Genomic DNA, 16,018 nt, shown 5'->3' on the forward strand with positions numbered 1-16,018 from the left:
CGCGGATGCCGTCCTGGAACGTCTGAAATGCCTTGAGTTTCGGAATCGGGCTCGAGCCGTTTTCGGCCGCGGCCTCGACAAGATGGATGAAGGTGTCGTCCTCCAGCCGTAGCGTCAGGTAGCGCACGCCGTCCGGGCCGGCCGCCTTCAATTCGGCAAATACGGCCGAAACCAGCTCGGCATTCCGATCGGCCAGCTCCGGCCTGGCCTTGTACCTGATCAACGTCCTTCTCATCGCGCGCTCCTTGCTGATGTCGCGACCTGGTTCGCTCAAAATCGGGCAAATGGCCGCATCACCCCTAGGACGTTTGCCGGCAGGCGAAGGATGCGGCCCGGAACAAATTATTATTGGGCGCATCCTTTGCCGCTCAGCCCTCGTCTAGCCCGCAGAACGCGCCGCGACAGGCTGGCGCGACACACGGAGACAGGGCGATGCAGACCCCGATCAATCGCGCCGCGCAGAACTGGGTGCTCGGCGTCACCGCGCTGGCATCCTTCATGATGGCGCTCGATGCCATGATCATCACGACAGCATTCGCGACCATCCGCGCCGAATTCGGCAGCCCGGTCGAGACGCTGCAATGGACCGTCAACGCCTTCAATCTGACCTTTGCCGTGCTGCTCCTGACCGGCTCCGCACTCGGCGACCGCTTCGGTCGCCGCCGGATGTTCGCGGCCGGGCTCGCCCTGTTCGTCGTTGCATCGGCGGCCTGTGCGCTCGCAGGCAATGCCACCGCGCTGATCGCCGCCCGCGCGCTGCAGGGCGCCGGCGCCGCGCTGGTGATGCCGCTGGCAATGGCGATCCTGAGCGGCACGTTCGGCCGCGAGGAGCGCGCTCGCGCGCTCGGCATTTTCGCCAGCATCACCGGCTGCGCGCTGATCATCGGTCCCGCCATCGGCGGCTTCATTACCGAACATTTCGGCTGGCGCTGGGTGTTCTGGATCAACCTGCCGATCGGCCTGATCGCGATCGCCCTGGTACTGGCACGCTTGCGCGAAAGCTTCGGCCCGGCCGCCGCATTGGACATCCCCGGACTGGCGCTTGTCGCGCTTGCGGCGCTGGCGTGGGTGTGGAGTCTGTTGCGCGGCAACGCCGTGGGTTGGGCGAGCGCCGAAATCATGGCCGCGCTGATGGCAGGCCTGGTGTTCACAGCCGGCTTCGTTCTCTGGGAATTGCGCGCGACCGCGCCAATGGTGCCGATGCGGCTGTTTGCATCGCGGGCGCTTGCCTCCGGCATGTCCGCCAGCGTGCTGTTCTACGCCGCGATGTACGGCGTCTTGTTCCTGCTGCCGCAGTTCCTCCAGACCGCGCTGGGCTTCGACGCCTTCGGCGCCGGACTTCGCCTGCTGCCCTGGACCGCGACGCTGTTCGTCACCGCCCCGATCGCCGGCGCGGTCGTCAACAGGTTCGGCGAGCGGCCGCTAGTGGTGACGGGATTGCTGATGCAGGCGATCGGACTTGGCTGGATCGCGGAGCTCGTGAGCTCTGCGGTTACCTACTCCGCCCTGGTCGCGCCGCTGGTGCTGGCCGGCGTCGGCGTCTCGATGGCGATGCCGGCAGCACAGAACGCCATCCTGAGCTCGGTCGCGGTGGCCGAAATGGGCAAGGCGTCCGGCATCTTCAACATGGGCCGCTTCCTCGGCGGCATGTTCGGTATCGCCGCGCTGGTGGCGAACTTCTCGGCGCATGGCGGGGTCGATTCGGCCGCGCATTTCGAGAGCGGATTTGCCGCGGCGATGAGCCTCGCCGCGACGCTGTCACTGGCCGGCGCGATTGCGGGGTGTTTCCTGCCGGCACGGCGGCGGACCGCCGGAGCAGCCGCGCCGCAAGATGCGTGACACTGACAGCCATCAAAGCCGGAGGCGAGATGATCGCTTCGCGACCAAGTGCTGGCCTTCAATGATCGGCTAGCAGGTAGAATACCGGTTGCAGTTTCGACCACGCCGCCGCCGCGCCCAAGGCACTGTCAGGGCGCGGCGGCCTTGCGGACGATGCCGGCTGCGCGATCGGACTCGCGCTGGAGCTCTTCGCGGGTAACGATCCCGGTTGGCCCTGCGGCCGCGTCGACATCGACCGCGGCGACGCCCCCCGGCAGCGCCTTGACGTCGCTCCTCGATCACCTGCCCCGGCGAACAAGCGAATGCGCACGGGGCCGCGACGCCTTGGAGAAATTCTCTGGTTGGCGAAGCTATCGAGGCACGAAACCGAGAGATACTCGGTGATCTTCTCGGGCTCCAGGAGCCCGAGCTGGAACGAATGCGCAAAGACGGGGTCATCTAGCCCGTTGGGCAGCATCCTGTGACGATACCAACCGATTCTGCAGCAGCGGTCCCCTGCGGCGACGGGGCAGAAACAAAGGAAAGTCTCGCAGCAATCCGACCGCAAAAACGCCGACAACAAAACGTCGCACGAGACCCGTTTTGTTCTCAGCGACCCTTCTCGTCAGTTCTTGAAGAAGAGGGCTTATGCTTGGTGGGCGCACCAGGGCTCGAACCTGGAACCCGCAGATTAAGAGTCTCATCTTTCACAATAACTTTCAGCTACTTAGCTGTAAAACGCCGTCACAACAGCACTATCGAAATCAACAGGTTACAGACGAAATGTAAATTGCTCGGCGGCGCCTTCTGTACCTGCGACCGCTGCGTCCCGAACGCAGTGAACATCTTCTAAGTTGTTGATCTTTCTCTCATCGGCAGGTGCTTCCGTCCCGTTTTTGTTCACGCTCGTTTCACCCAATTCGTTGCGATTTCGTTGCGGCGGCGGCGAGGGAGAACGGCGCTCGGCGCGTCAGTGGGATCTTGGACTTGCGGCGGAGCAGCCGAGGCCTGCGAGGGTAAGCGTATTAGATTATGCGGTGATCTGTCGGGGGTTCGAGTCACTAGGGTGCTACCGTCTTTCCCCACACCAACCAGACCTGCGATATCTGATCCGATCCTTCGCGTGAGGCAGTTCATGGGCCTCGCACGATGGTCTGCACGGGTTGAACCATAATGGGCACGCACAGCAAACGGTCGCTGCCGTAGATGCTCGACACCCGGGCGCCACCGAAGTGCGGCCTACCGCTCGACACACGACACAACGACCCGGCAGAAATTGAAGGTGAAGCGTCCGTAGAGAAAGCCGCTTCCTGGCTCCAGTGCAGCCAGGCGATACGAATTGCCGAGAGCGCGGATAATCTCGACCATTTCCATGAATTCATGGTGCGTCAGCGCCGGGTGACGAAGCATGACATCGCGACACTCTCGAATGACATCGTCGCGGGCAAGTTCGGCAAGCCCTCCGTCAGCAACGCACGTCATATGCGCAAGGCCGCCTCGGGGTTGTTCAACTGGGCGGCTGAAGCGGGCCGCGACCATGTGACGGCCAGCCCCTGCGGACAAACTAAAACACCTGCACTAAGCCGACGTGCCCGAAATCCAACGACGGTCGATCTGAATCGCGACGATTACGAGGAACGGTCGAAACAGAGTGCCACGATCACGTGGCAGAGCGGACGCTGAATCGGTAAACCGCCGAGGTCTGCTTAGGCCGGCGGCTCCTCCACCGCGTCTTCAATTAGCTTGGCGGGCCTCGATCTCACCTCTTTCAATGGTAAGCGTCACGTCGGCAAAGGTTTCGAGCAGCTTTGGATTCGACTCGGTGATCAGCAGCGTAATGTCCTTATCCTGCAAACGAAGCCGCCGGAGTGCTTCCGCATATCGCTGCGCTAACACAGGCGCGAGACCCTGAAATGGCTCATCCAGGATAAGCAGCCGGGTACCAAGCATAAGCGCCCTCCCAAGCGCCACCATCTTGCCTTGGCCGCCCGAGACCGATCCCGCCGGACGTTTGGCAAGCTCTTTGAGTTCCGGCAGCACCGAATACGCTCGCTCCAGCCGCCGCCGCGTCTCGTCCGGATTCAGCTTGGCGACACGACCGGGAAGCAAAATATTTTCTTCGACGGTGAAGGCGGAAAACAGACGCCGGTCCTCAGGCGCGTAGCCAAGACCCAGCGACGGCCGGCGATGCGGCGCGATCGCTCCAAGATCTTCGCCGCCCAGACGAACGGTGCCGCTCGCTTTTGTGAAGCCCATGATAGTGCGCACGGTCGTGGTCTTGCCGGCGCCGTTTCGCCCGATAAGCGCTGCGCTCACACCCGGCAGCAGCGAGAAACTCACATTTCGCAACACAGGCGCGTCAGCAATCGCGACGTTGACATTCTCGAAACTCAGCATCGGTGTCATATCCCGATCACCTGTTCCCGGACCTTCGGGTCCGCCAGAACCTCAGCCGGCGTCCCAACCATCTGGATCTTGCCGACATTCCACACGGCGACGCGGTTGGCATAGCGCTCCACCATATCCATGTCGTGCTCGACGAAGACCGAGGTGACTTTCTCCTTTGCCAGCGCCGTGGTTAGAATGTCCATGATGGTGAGTTTCTCTGATGACGCGACGCCCGAAGTCGGCTCATCCATCAGGAGGAGCTTTGGCTTCAGCGCGAGCGCGAGTGCAATATCGACCAGCTTGCGTTGCCCTTCGGGCAGTTCGCGCGCCGTTCGTTCCGCATACGATTTGACACCGACGAGATCCAGCAGCCGCTTCATTTCCGGCACTTCCGGCATGAGAGAAAGAGCCTGGAAACCAGACGGACGGCCTCGCAGGGAGGCGGCCGCGATCAACATGTTCTCCATCACGGTCTGGTCGAGGAACAGCTGTGGTATCTGGAAGGCGCGGGCAATGCCGAGCCTGGTGATCGTACGTGGCAGCTGCGCGGTGATGTCGTGGCCGAGAAAGGTAACGGTGCCGGCTTGCGGCCGAAGATAACCGGTCGAGATGTTGAGGAACGTCGTCTTGCCGGCCCCGTTCGGCCCGATGATGGCAAGGTTTTCGCCTTCCAGGACGTCGAGGTCGATGCCATCGGCGGCGATGACGCCGCCGAACCGGATCTTGATGTTCTTGGCAGAAAGCAGGACGTTGGCCATTAATGCCCTCCCCGCCCGGATTGACCGTAGCGCTGGCGGAGGCCGATAAGGCCGTTCGGCGCGTAAAGAATGATGACGACCAGCACGACGCCGAGAATGAGCTGCCAAGAATCCGCCAGATGCGCCGCGGCATAGAACCGTACGCATTCGAACATCGCCGCGCCTGCAAACGCACCGAAAGCATGGGCGCTGCCACCGAGGATCGCGATGAACACGAACTCGCCGGACTTGGTCCAGAAGCCGAATTCGGGGGTCGCGATCTGCTGAATGATCGATACCAGAGTGCCGCCTATGCCGCCGAGAAATGCGGAGAACACGTAGCCGATGAGCAGCACGCGCCGCGCCGACATGCCAAGATATTCGAGCCTGGTTTCGTTAGATTTCATTGCCCGCAACATGTGACCGAGCGGGCTGTCGAGATAGCGTTGCACGCCGTAGAAGGCAGCAATCGCGACCAAAAGGCTCACGTAGAGAATAACGTATTGGAACGTCTCCGGCGTGAACGAAAACCCAAACAAGCCAGGACGGGCGACCCGGATGCCGTCCGCGCCGTTAGTGTAGTGGAACATTTTCTCGAGCAGCGACCACAAGACCATGGAGAATGCCAGGTTCAGCATTCCAAAGAAAATTTCCCTGTAGCGAACCACGAACAGGCCGACGATCAGGCCAAAAACGGTAGAGGTTATGCCTCCCAGCGCGAGAAAGATCAGGATATCGCCGCCGCCGATGTACTTGCCCCAGAACGCCGCGGTATAGGCGCCGGTGGCGAAGAACATCGCGTGTCCGAACGATACTTGTCCCGCCTGCAGCAACAGGACGATGCCGAGCACCACGATGCCCTTGGCGAGGATGAGCGCGAATAACGTCGCCCAGCTCGCGACGAAGAGCGGCAGTACCGCGCTGGCCAGAAACAAGATGATTGCGACTGCCGTGATCGGCTTGATACGGCCCGCCATCAGATTTTTCTCATCTGCACCGTACCGAACAGTCCGAACGGACGCACCAGAAGCACCAGTACCATCAGCAGATAGGGTACGAGAACTTCGAACTCCGGCTGCAGATAGATGACGAAGGCGCGCGTCAAACCGATCATAAGGGCCGTAAGGGCGGTGCCCTCGATCTGCCCCAGACCCGCAGTGGCTGCCACCGCGAACGAGAGCACGATCATGTCCGCGCCCATGCCGGGCACCAGCGACGTGGTCGGCGAAGCAAGCGCGCCGCCGAGCGCCGCCAGGCTCGCCCCGATGATGAACGTAATAGAGTAGACGCGTTGGGCGTCGATGCCGATGGCGGTTGACGCCTCCCGATCCTCGGTTACTGCTAGAATCACGGCTCCCGCAAGAGTTTTCCGCAAGAAGTAACGCAGTCCGAACAGCGTCGCGACTGCCACGCCTGGAAGCAGGACGACCTGGTAGGACGTATAGTTCACGCCGAATACGCTGATGTTCGGCAACAGCTTCAAGGGCTCAGCAGCGAAGATGGGCTGCACGCCCCAGATCAGACGCTGCAGATTGTCCATGATCATGAAGGCCGCGAAGGTGATCAGGAGCTGCAACACGTCGTCTCGTCCGTAAAGCGGCCGCAACAGGAAGCGCTCGATGAAACCGCCGCACACAAACCCTATGACGATGGAGGCAACCAGCAATGCGGGATAGGTAAGCCACGGCGACACCTGCGCAATCACGAGGCTCAACGTCGCGGCGAGATAGGCGCCAAAGGCATAAAGCGACCCGTGCGCGACATTCACCACGCGAAGCACACCGAAAATCAGGCTCAGCCCGACGGAAACCAGGAACACCAAGGCGGCGTAACTGATCCCGTCAAGGACGGCCAATATGGCGAGAGTCGAATTCATGGAGACCTTCAGGAAAGCCGTCCTGCGGTTTTTGCCCGGAGGACGATGATCTGGCCTACTGCTTGAAGGTCGGAACGTCCATTTTAACGAATTCCGGCTTGAGCGTCTTCAGCCACTCGACCGAGCGCACGCCCGCCGGATTGGTGATCACCTTCGGATCAAAGATCATCATGTTGTCGAGCAGTTTGAAGTCATAGCCCGGGAAAGACTTGGTGACGCCGACGAGCTGCGCTTCCAGACCTTGGTTGTCCTCGGGCCTCAGCGTGATCGGCCGGCCGAAACCGGTCGCGAACTCGGTGCCGGAGGTTGCGTCTACGACCTGCTCCCGTGTCGGCCAGTTGCCGCCATTGGCCTTGATCGCCTTGTCATAGGCAGCTTGCAGCGCCGTGAAAGCCTGCGCCATGTGGTAGACGGGGTAAATCGGCCAGGCGCCGGTCTTTGCCTTGAATGCCTCGGCAAACGCCTTGAAGGCCGGATCGTTCTTCTTTTCAGGATGCAGGAACCAATGATCGCCACGCGCGCCGACGATCAGGCCTTCCGGCAGATCCTTGCCCAGTCGCTGGATCGAGGATTCGCCGATGCCCAACACGAAGGTCGACTGTTGCAGCAGGCCGCGTTGACCGGCCTGACGGACCAGCGTGTCGAGATCGCCGCCCCAGGAGGTGGTTAGAACGACATCCGGCCGCAATGCCAGTAAGCGCGAAACTTCGGTGGAATAGTCCGGCGCACCGAACTTCGGAAAAAGCTCCGCCAACACCTGAACGTCGGGCTTCAGCGCCTTCAATGCGGTGGAGAAGATTTCCCAGCTTTCGCGGCCCCACGCGTAGTCCTGATTGACGACCGCGATGGTCTTAAAGTCGGGCTTTGTCTTAAGGAGATAGACGAGCACCGCCAGCATCTCCGGCGTGCCGTTAGCCTGCGTGCGGAAATTGTAGCGATATTTCTTCGTCTCCAGAATAGAAGCCGCACCGCAATCCCACATAAAGTTCATGACTTTGAGGTCTTCGGCGACCGGGACAAGCTGATTGCAGCTGCCCGAGGAGATGGAGGCGAAAGTCACGTCGACCTTTTCGTCTTGCACCATGCGCCGGTAGTTCGAGACCAATGCCTCGCCGCCGGCGCCTTCATCGATGAAAGACAGTTTTACCGGTACACCGCCGATTCCGCCCTTCTTGTTGAGGTCTTCTGCAATCATCTCGGCCGCGGCCTTTGCCGGTACGCCGAATACGGAAGCCGGTCCCGACAGGAAAGTGGTGATACCGATCTTGATTTCCGGCGGCTTGCTCTGCGCAAGCGCAGCGCCCGTAAAAGCTGTGATGACTAGACCGGCTGCAACTGCGGCTTTCAGCAAAAGCATTTGAATCTCCCCATTTTTAACTTGCGTTGACCGGGCGGCCATCGCGATTTTTCTTGCCGCGACGCTACTTATAATTCTGAAATATTGCCAGCACTTACTAGTTGCTGGGGTCGTGGTCGAGTAGCTCAGCCATTTGGCTTTCGCCCTCACAGATCCGGGCGGGCGGCTTTCCCGCACCCGGCTCTTCCCGAGGGTAACCCGCGTCATATCCGCGCCTGCGCCCAAGTGCGAGTGATGCGTGGAACGGGCAGACGGAAGCGTGCCGTCAGGGTCTCGAACTCCGACCAGCCCATGCGCCGACTTTTCTGACTGCGCCGTCTCAGACAGCGTAGCCAAGTCCGACGCACTTCGCGATAGAAGCCGTTGAGCGCTGGATAATTGTGCGGCCTGCCGTAGTAGCCGTAGTGTCCACGCAGCACTGCGACGAACCACTCGTGCTGGGTGGTCAGTGACTCGTGCATGAGCCGCCAGGCTTCCTGGCGCAACGCCGTCAGCTTGCGCGTCAGGCGTTTCCCTTCCGTCTTGTGCTTCACGATAAACCGGCCGTCCCGGGTCCGCCCGCAGTAGTGGGTGAAGCCGAGGAAGGCGAAGGTCTCGGGTCGCCGCTCGCCGCGCCGCTGACGCGAGAGGGCCGCAAATCGACCGAACTCGATCAGCCGCGTCTTGCCCTCATGAAGCATCAGGCCAAAGCTGGCCAGCCGCGCCTTGAGGGCCAAGAGCATCTCCTGCGCCTCCGCCTTGTTCTCGAAGCCCATGACGAAGTCGTCCGCATAGCGCACGGCCACAACGCGACCGCGTGCGCGGCGACGGCGCCATTGATGGATCCAGAGGTCGAGGATGTAGTGCAGAAAGATGTTGGCGAGGAGCGGGCTGATGCCCGCCCCCTGCGGGGTACCCCTATCCGTTTCTTGCTTCTCGCCGCTCTCAAGAACGCCGGCCCGCAGCCACAGCTCTATGAGCCGCAAGATGCGAGGATCGGCGATCCTGTGCGCCACCATCCGCAGCAGCCACTCGTGGTCGACCGAGTCGAAGAAGTTGCGTATGTCGGCATCAAGCACCCAGTTGACGCGCTGGCTCATGATCGCCGTGTGCAAGGCGTCAAGCGCCATATGAGGATTCCGCCCCGGCCGAAAGCCGTAGGAGAACCCGAGGAAGTCGACCTCGTAGACGGCGCTCAGCACCTCGGCTACCGCGCTTTGGACAATCTTGTCCTCTAGCGCCGGCACACCGAGAGGCCGCTTACCGCCATCGGCTTTGGGGATGTAGACTCGCCGTACCGGCTGTGGCCGATAACGACCAGTGTGGACCCGCCCGCAGAGCTCGCGGAGGTTATCCGTGAGCCTCTGTTCGTACTTCGCCACCGTTACCCCATCGACCCCCGCGCTGGCCTGCCGCTTTTGTCGTCGAAACGCCCGAAGCAGAGCGTCCTCGTCGATGTGGTGCAGCAAGGCTGTGAACCGGGTTTGGGCAGCCTGCTTGGCTGCCGCGTTCACCCGTTCGAGGTTCGGCGGCAAGGCAACCCGGCTCTGTGTCCGGACCCTGGCCTTCTCGCGCGGGCTCCCCTCGGGCTGGCCCCTTCCCTCCATGCGTCTCGTTTCCTTCGACGACTTCACAGGTACTATGGACCAGTCCGACTCCCGACCTCAGCTCGGACCGCGGCTCTGGCAGTGCCTTGCCGCTGCCCCCCGTTGGAGACCAATCCAACGGACCCGGTCGGGCCTCTCATGTTCCGATGATTACCTTCCATGCGTGATCCGGCCATCGACCCCGACGGAGCGGCATCGTCTCGCATAACGACGATGCTCATGCAGCCTTCGTGTTTAGGGAACACACTCGGCCTCCGCGAACATCCACCTTTCGAGGCTCATTCCCGCACCCCACATGGCTCCTGTCTACACTTCGAACCCCGCGTTGCCGCGACGCCCGCAAGACTCGGTCCCGGCCTGCCTGCTTCGGCTTTGGCCGGATGGGACTTGCACCCACAAGCATTCATCAGCTTGGCATGACGTACTCCCCGGTGGTGGTGTAGCTCGGTAGAGCAAAGCCGCCCGGATGCGCGCCTTCAAATAGCGCCGTAGCGGGCGGGCAGCTTTGCGGTGGTCACCGGCAGTTCTCCGGTAGGATCGGGTTGCGACACGCCAACGCAACCGAGGAACCACCGATGACCGAAGACATGATGAACCTGCGCACGCTCGTAGAGAAGACCCCCGACGCCGATCTGCTGCGCGAGATGATCGGCTTTGCCGCCCAGCGCCTGATGGAGCTGTGGAAGGCCAGACCGGGGCGGCCTACGAAGAGAAGAGCCCCGAACGCCTGGCCCAGCGCAACGGCTACCGCGACCGGATCTGGGAGACCCGCGCCGGCGCGGTTGAGCTGCACATTCCCAAGCTGCGCGAGGCTCCTACTTCCCGGGCTTCCTGGAGCCGCGACGCATGGCCGAGAAGGCGCTCACCGCCGTGGTGCAGGAAGCCTATGTGCAGGGCGTCTCGACCCGCTCGGTGGACGACCTCGTCCAGGCCATGGGCATGACCGGCATCTCCAAGAGCGAGGTCAGCCGGCTGTGCGGCGAGATCGATGACAAGGTGAAGGCCTTCCTCGCCCGTCCGATCGAGGGCGACTGGCCGTATCTGTGGATCGACGCCACCTACGTGAAGGTGCGCCAGAATGGCCGCATCGTCTCAGTCGCGGTGATTGTCGCGGTTGGCGTCAATAGCGACGGCCGACGCGAGGTCCTCCGCATTGGCATCGGCCCTTCCGAGGCCGAGACGTTCTGGACGGCGTTCCTGCGCCAGCTCGCCCGCCGCGGCCTGCGCGGCGTCAAGCTGGTCGTGTCCGACGCCCACGAAGGCATCAAGCCCACCGTGGCCAAGGTGCTCGATGCCAGCTGGCAGCGTTGCCGCGTCCACTTCATGCGCAACGCGCTGGCGCATGCCGGCAAGAGCGGGCGGCGCGTCGTCTCCGCCTTCATCGCCACAGCGTTTGCCCAGGACGACGCCGAGGCCGCGCGAACCCAGTGGCGCAAGGTCGCCGACCAGCTCCGCCCCAAGCTGCCCAAACTTGCCGGCTTCCTCGACGAGGCCGAGACCGATGTGCTCGCCTACATGACCTTTCCGCACAGCATCGGACCAAGCTGCACTCGACCAACCCGATCGAGCGTCTCAACGGCGAGATCAAACGGCGGACCGAGGTGGTCGGCATCTTCCCCAACGATGACGCCATCACTCGCCTCATCGGCGCGATCCTGCTCGAACAGAATGATGAATGGGCCGTCCAGCGTGCCCGCTACATGGCACTGGAAACCATCGCGCCGTTGAGCGATGATCCGAGCGTCAGCATCACGGCTATCGCCAGCTGACCAGCCCGGCTCTCCAGCCGGCGAACGCGGTGACCCGCCGCCAGCTACACCACGCCACGGGACACGATCGGTGCTGGTGGGAAGGGCTTCCGCGGCTCGACAGTATATAATGAGATTGGTTCAGTATGCTCATGAACCTTACCGACCGTCCCACTTGCCCCCACTCGGAGCGGTTATCGACTGCGAAGCGTGAATGCGCGCTTGGCTACGTATGCCTCTGGAGAGAGAAGTGATCAATTTAAAGGGTGTGGTTGCACTCGCTTTCAAAGCGAACGCGCTGTCGCATCACCACTGTCCCCTGTGAGCCCTGCCGCGCATGCGATAGCAATCGTTCGACAGAGCCGTTTAGCAATTTCGAGTTCCGTTTTCCGCTTCTGCAGAATAGCTATCGCCATCGCAGAGCCAATAGTCGTCGAGCGGTTTGAAACCGTCAAAATTCACTGCCACCCCCACTGTCCAGTGGTGATCGAACCGGTCTCTGCCAATCGTCTCCACGGAAAAAGGTAATTTCTGCGGTTTGGGCTGGAGACTTTCGACGACTTCTCGCCAAGGTTGCCGGTTTCAGAGGAGCAGAGACTTTAGAGAGCCGCACAAAAATCCCGTAAAATGCGGCACTTTCAGCCAATACGGTCCCACTCTCTATAATTGAGTGACTGCTTGGCTGCGGCGGGAGAGATCGAACCTCCGAATGGCGGAATCAAAATCGCCGATGCACAAATCGGTCTATCGGCGCTTCGAGACCGGATCGGTTCTCCTCTATGACCGCATGGCGGCTTATTGGCCAGACAACATAAGAGTTCACATCGACTTCAAGCACTATTTCGGTGGAGGCGCTGCGCGGCTACCCAATGCGTCGCTGATGAAATTGAACAGAAGTGGAAAAATGCCGGCTATGTCGGGCGGCTCTGATCTACATACAACATCAAGGAAGTGGTTCTGCCGGACGCCTTCGAGTCGCCTTGGCCTCCGTCGAGACGGACAGAGTAGATCACAATGCCGAGAGTGGACTCGCCGGCTGGCCGTCAAGAACACCGTTTGAAAAACCGTTTTAGTCCGTCGGTCTCAAACGGTTTCTCTTGCTAAGGTCTTGATTTATTTGGTGGGCGCACCAGGGCTCGAACCTGGGACCCGCTGATTAAGAGATAGCGACGGGTAGAGAACAATCAATGACTTACCAATCGCACCACTGGGTTTATCCGGCCGAAAACGGGCCTTCGTCGCAGGATCATAGTGCTCCCAGCATTGTCTATCAGCGGCACCTTGATGGTTCGCCAAATAAAATATCGATACTTCAGCGTAGACACCTGTGCTTACCAGAGTCAAAACGACACGAGATCTCCGGTTTCCGCTGCGCGCTTGACCGCGTCGATCACCCTGAGCGTTTTTAGCCCTTCGCGCCCGCTCACCACAGGCGTGGCCGTGCCGCGGATAACGCCACAGAAATTTGCGATCTGCAGGCCAAGCGGGTCTTCTTTCTCGAACCTCAGCCGCTCGCGCTCGATCGGCGCCCACCAGCTGGCCTTGCTCGGGTGATGCCACAGATCGAGTTGCGGAATGGCCAGCGATGCCCTCGTGCCGCCGATCTGGTAGCAGGTCTCCAGCGTATGCTGTAGGCCGGATTCTCTCCGGTGGTGAATTCCCAGCTCCAAGGCGACTGGATAGTATCGGAGACATTGACCGTTCCCAGCGCGCCGGACGCGAAGTGCAGGATGATCACCGCGGTCTCTTCGACCGCATTTCCACGCAGCCGATTGGATTGGGCAGCCTGTACCGCCACGATATCCCCGCACAGGTACCGCAGCAGGTCGACATCGTGGATGAGATTCACGAAAGCGGGACCCGCTCCTTTCTCGCCGCGCCAGGGCACTTCAAAATAATCGTCCGGCTTGATCAGCCAGAACATGCCATGCACTGACACGATCTGACCGAGCCTGCCGCTGTCGATCTCCGCCTTGGCGCGCTGGATCATCGGGTTGTGGCGACGGTGGTGGCCGGTTAGCAGCGGCACGCCCGCCCGCTCGGATGCTTCGACCAACGTCTGTGCCGCCACGATATCATCCGCTAACGGCTTCTCGATCAGCGCCGGGATGCCCGCAGCGATACAATCCATGCCGTTGGCCACGTGCATCTGGTTGGGGGTGGCGACAACCACCCCCTCCGGCCGGTTTTCAGAGATCATGTCCTGAACGGACGAAAACCAGTCCACCTTGAGCGATACCGCCAACTCCCGTGCAACCGGCATCGGATCGACGATTGACGATAAGACCGCCTCCGGCCGCGCGAGAATATGTTCAATGTGTCGCTTGCCGATGAGACCCGCTCCCATGACCGTCAGGCGGACGGGTGCACTCATACGATTCTATCCCTTCTCATCGAGCAGCTTGGCCAACCGACGCAAACCGAGCAGATAACCCTGAGTGCCGAAGCCTGCAATAACGCCATCAGCTCGTTTGGAAACGAACGAGCGGTGGCGGAATTCCTCGCGCTTGTGCACATTGGAAATGTGCACCTCGATTACTGTCCCCTCGAACGTGTTCAAAGCGTCTAGGATGGCGACCGAGGTATGGGTGAAAGCCGCGGGATTCATGACGATGCCGACAGCCGTCTCGCGCGCCTCGTGGATCCAGTCGATCAGCTCGTATTCCCTGTTCGACTGGTGAAAGCGCATCTCCAGAGCCAGCTCCGTGGCTAGCCCCCGACAATCTCGCTCCACATCCGCAAGCGTCTCGTGGCCATAGATGTGGGGCTGACGCTTGCCAAGCAAATTGAGATTTGGCCCGTTGAGGACGTAGACAAGACGGCTCATGGAATAACTCCGTTCAGTGATGGGCGAGGATCTCGCCAAGGAACTGCTTGGTGCGAGCGTGCTGCGGATTGCGGAAGAAAGCGTCGGGCACACCTTCTTCGATGATCTGCCCTTCAGCCATGAAGATGACACGGTCGGCAACCTGGCGGGCAAAACCCATTTCATGGGTGACGCAAATCATGGTCATGCCGTCGTTGGCGAGGCCAATCATCGTGTCGAGCACTTCCTTGACCATTTCCGGATCGAGAGCCGAAGTCGGTTCATCAAACAACATGACCTTGGGCTGCATGCAGAGAGCACGCGCGATCGCGACACGTTGCTGCTGACCGCCCGAGAGTTGCGCCGGATACTTCTCGGCCTGCTCGCCAATGCGCACCCGCTCGAGATATTTTCGCGCGCTCGCCTCCGCTTCGGTCTTGCTGATGCGGCGCGCGCGAATGGGCGCGAGCATGCAGTTCTGCAAGACCGTCATATGCGGAAAAAGGTTGAAGCTCTGAAAGACCATGCCGACGTCCTGGCGTACGACATCGATGGCTTTGATGCTGTCGTCAAACCGATGACCGTTCACCACGATACTGCCCTGCTGGATTGCCTCCAGGCGGTTGATACAGCGTATCAGCGTCGACTTGCCCGAACCGGACGGACCGCAAAGCACGATCTTTTCCCCTCTGCGCACAGTGAGGTCAACGTTGCGGAGAGCCTGATACCCGCCGTACCATTTCTGCACGCCCTTCATTTCGATCAGGATCTGGTCCTGCATGGATTCGGCCTCCGTTATCGGACGGCGGCCAACGCGCCCAGCGCGTCGGCCGCTTGCAGTGACTATTGAACTGTGAACGGAACGCCGGGGACCGAGTCGGGGAAGACCGGCACGGGCGCCTTCATCCACTTGGCGTAGAAAGCGGCCAATTTGCCATTGGACTTGATCTGGTCGACGAATTTGTTCGCCGTCTCGTTCCACTCCTTCTCTCCGAGGCGCGTGCAGGCCCCGTTGTACAAGGCGGTGAAGTGAAGCTTGGGCTCGAACCCAAGTTCCGGCTTTGCAGCGTTCAGACGCTGCGGGTAGAAGCTGTTTGCCCCGACCGCCTGCACCTGACCCGAGAGCAGTGCCTGGATCGTGGCCGCGTCATCATCAAACCTGCGGATTTCGGCGCCCGCAGGAGCATTATTGGTTACCTGGGTGTCCTGCGTGGAGGAGCGTGGGACGCCGATAACGTACTTCCCCATATCGGCGTTACTGTTGATCGGCGTTGCCTGGGCAGCGACAAGTGTAATCTCATTGGCAACATAGGGTTTGGAATATTGTACCACCTTCGCACGCTCGGGCAGCATGGCCATGGTCGCGAACAGAATGTCTACGCGGCCTGTGGTCAGCGCCGGAATACGATTGGCCACCGCCAGCGGGACGAACTCGGCCTTCACGCCGAGATATTCAGCGAAGGCACGCCCCATGTCGGCATCGATCCCATCCTGCTTTCCTGAGCTATCGACATAGCCCCAGGGCGGATTATCGCCCTGAATGCCGATGACGACGACGCCCTTCTTCTTCACGTCCTCCAGAGTGCCCGCCTGCGAGCCGCCTGCGACAACGATGGCCGACAGCGTCAGCAGCGTAACGCCGAGTTGGCGGCGATTGAGCGAAAACAACATGAGTATCTCCTCCTGGTGATGGCTGTGTTTG

At 61.0% G+C, this 16,018-nt stretch carries 12 protein-coding genes and 2 pseudogenes; 3 read left to right on the top strand and 11 right to left on the bottom strand.

What is annotated here, in order from left to right; genetic code table 11:
• Window positions 1-235, bottom strand: a 235-nt coding sequence (locus tag IVB32_RS05710; protein ID WP_247409958.1) for a hypothetical protein, incomplete at its 3' end; no start/stop codon positions are given.
• 197 nt (window positions 236-432) lie between these two features.
• Here IVB32_RS05710 and IVB32_RS05715 point away from each other — a divergent pair.
• Both IVB32_RS05715 and IVB32_RS05720 read left to right on the top strand, forming a co-directional pair.
• Window positions 433-1,839, top strand: a complete 1,407-nt coding sequence (locus IVB32_RS05715; protein WP_018460412.1) for a DHA2 family efflux MFS transporter permease subunit — start codon at window positions 433-435, stop codon at window positions 1,837-1,839.
• A gap of 1,185 nt (window positions 1,840-3,024) precedes the next feature.
• Window positions 3,025-3,501: a hypothetical protein gene (locus IVB32_RS05720; RefSeq protein WP_247409960.1), complete on the top strand. Its 477-nt coding sequence runs from the start codon at window positions 3,025-3,027 to the stop codon at window positions 3,499-3,501.
• A gap of 51 nt (window positions 3,502-3,552) precedes the next feature.
• Here IVB32_RS05720 and IVB32_RS05725 read toward each other — a convergent pair whose 3' ends face one another.
• Genes IVB32_RS05725 through ltrA form a run of 6 tightly spaced genes read right to left on the bottom strand, consistent with a single transcriptional unit; the run spans window position 3,553 to window position 9,789 of the window.
• Complete coding sequence (locus tag IVB32_RS05725) at window positions 3,553-4,215, bottom strand: ATP-binding cassette domain-containing protein (RefSeq protein ID WP_039801403.1); 663 nt, start codon at window positions 4,213-4,215, stop codon at window positions 3,553-3,555.
• A 5-nt stretch (window positions 4,216-4,220) separates the two neighbouring features.
• Entirely contained in the window at window positions 4,221-4,964 is a 744-nt protein-coding gene (locus IVB32_RS05730) for an ATP-binding cassette domain-containing protein (RefSeq protein ID WP_018460416.1), read from the bottom strand.
• Entirely contained in the window at window positions 4,964-5,920 is a 957-nt protein-coding gene (locus IVB32_RS05735) for a branched-chain amino acid ABC transporter permease (protein WP_085359164.1), read from the bottom strand. Before IVB32_RS05735 ends, IVB32_RS05730 begins: the two co-directional genes overlap by 1 nt.
• A complete protein-coding gene (locus IVB32_RS05740) occupies window positions 5,920-6,819 on the bottom strand; it encodes a branched-chain amino acid ABC transporter permease (RefSeq protein WP_018460418.1) in 900 nt (299 codons plus the stop codon). Before IVB32_RS05740 ends, IVB32_RS05735 begins: the two co-directional genes overlap by 1 nt.
• A 55-nt stretch (window positions 6,820-6,874) precedes the next feature.
• On the bottom strand, window positions 6,875-8,401 hold the full coding sequence (locus tag IVB32_RS05745) for an ABC transporter substrate-binding protein (protein ID WP_247409962.1): 1,527 nt from the start codon (window positions 8,399-8,401) through the stop codon (window positions 6,875-6,877).
• Window positions 8,380-9,789: a group II intron reverse transcriptase/maturase gene (ltrA, locus tag IVB32_RS05750; protein ID WP_346731088.1), complete on the bottom strand. Its 1,410-nt coding sequence runs from the start codon at window positions 9,787-9,789 to the stop codon at window positions 8,380-8,382. The genes IVB32_RS05745 and ltrA overlap by 22 nt, the downstream gene beginning before the upstream one ends.
• Before the next feature lie 548 nt (window positions 9,790-10,337).
• Between ltrA and IVB32_RS05755 the strand changes: the two are divergent.
• Window positions 10,338-11,531 (top strand): annotated as a pseudogene (locus tag IVB32_RS05755) (IS256 family transposase).
• A 1,319-nt stretch (window positions 11,532-12,850) separates the two neighbouring features.
• Here IVB32_RS05755 and IVB32_RS05760 read toward each other — a convergent pair.
• The 4 genes and pseudogenes from IVB32_RS05760 to IVB32_RS05775 all read right to left on the bottom strand — a co-directional run bounded on the left by IVB32_RS05760 (window position 12,851) and on the right by IVB32_RS05775 (window position 15,987).
• Window positions 12,851-13,884 (bottom strand): annotated as a pseudogene (locus tag IVB32_RS05760) (Gfo/Idh/MocA family oxidoreductase).
• A 6-nt stretch (window positions 13,885-13,890) separates the two neighbouring features.
• Window positions 13,891-14,337 (bottom strand): type II 3-dehydroquinate dehydratase, encoded by a 447-nt coding sequence (gene aroQ / locus IVB32_RS05765; protein ID WP_018460420.1) that lies wholly within the window; start codon window positions 14,335-14,337, stop codon window positions 13,891-13,893.
• Window positions 14,338-14,350: 13 nt separating this feature from the next.
• Complete coding sequence (locus IVB32_RS05770) at window positions 14,351-15,097, bottom strand: amino acid ABC transporter ATP-binding protein (protein ID WP_018460421.1); 747 nt, start codon at window positions 15,095-15,097, stop codon at window positions 14,351-14,353.
• A gap of 62 nt (window positions 15,098-15,159) precedes the next feature.
• Window positions 15,160-15,987, bottom strand: coding sequence for a transporter substrate-binding domain-containing protein (locus IVB32_RS05775; RefSeq protein ID WP_018460422.1), 828 nt, complete (start codon window positions 15,985-15,987; stop codon window positions 15,160-15,162).
• Window positions 15,988-16,018 lie beyond the last annotated feature (31 nt).

Origin of the sequence: Bradyrhizobium sp. 23 (genome assembly GCF_023073295.1) — a bacterium.
Lineage (GTDB): Bacteria > Pseudomonadota > Alphaproteobacteria > Rhizobiales > Xanthobacteraceae > Bradyrhizobium > Bradyrhizobium canariense_D.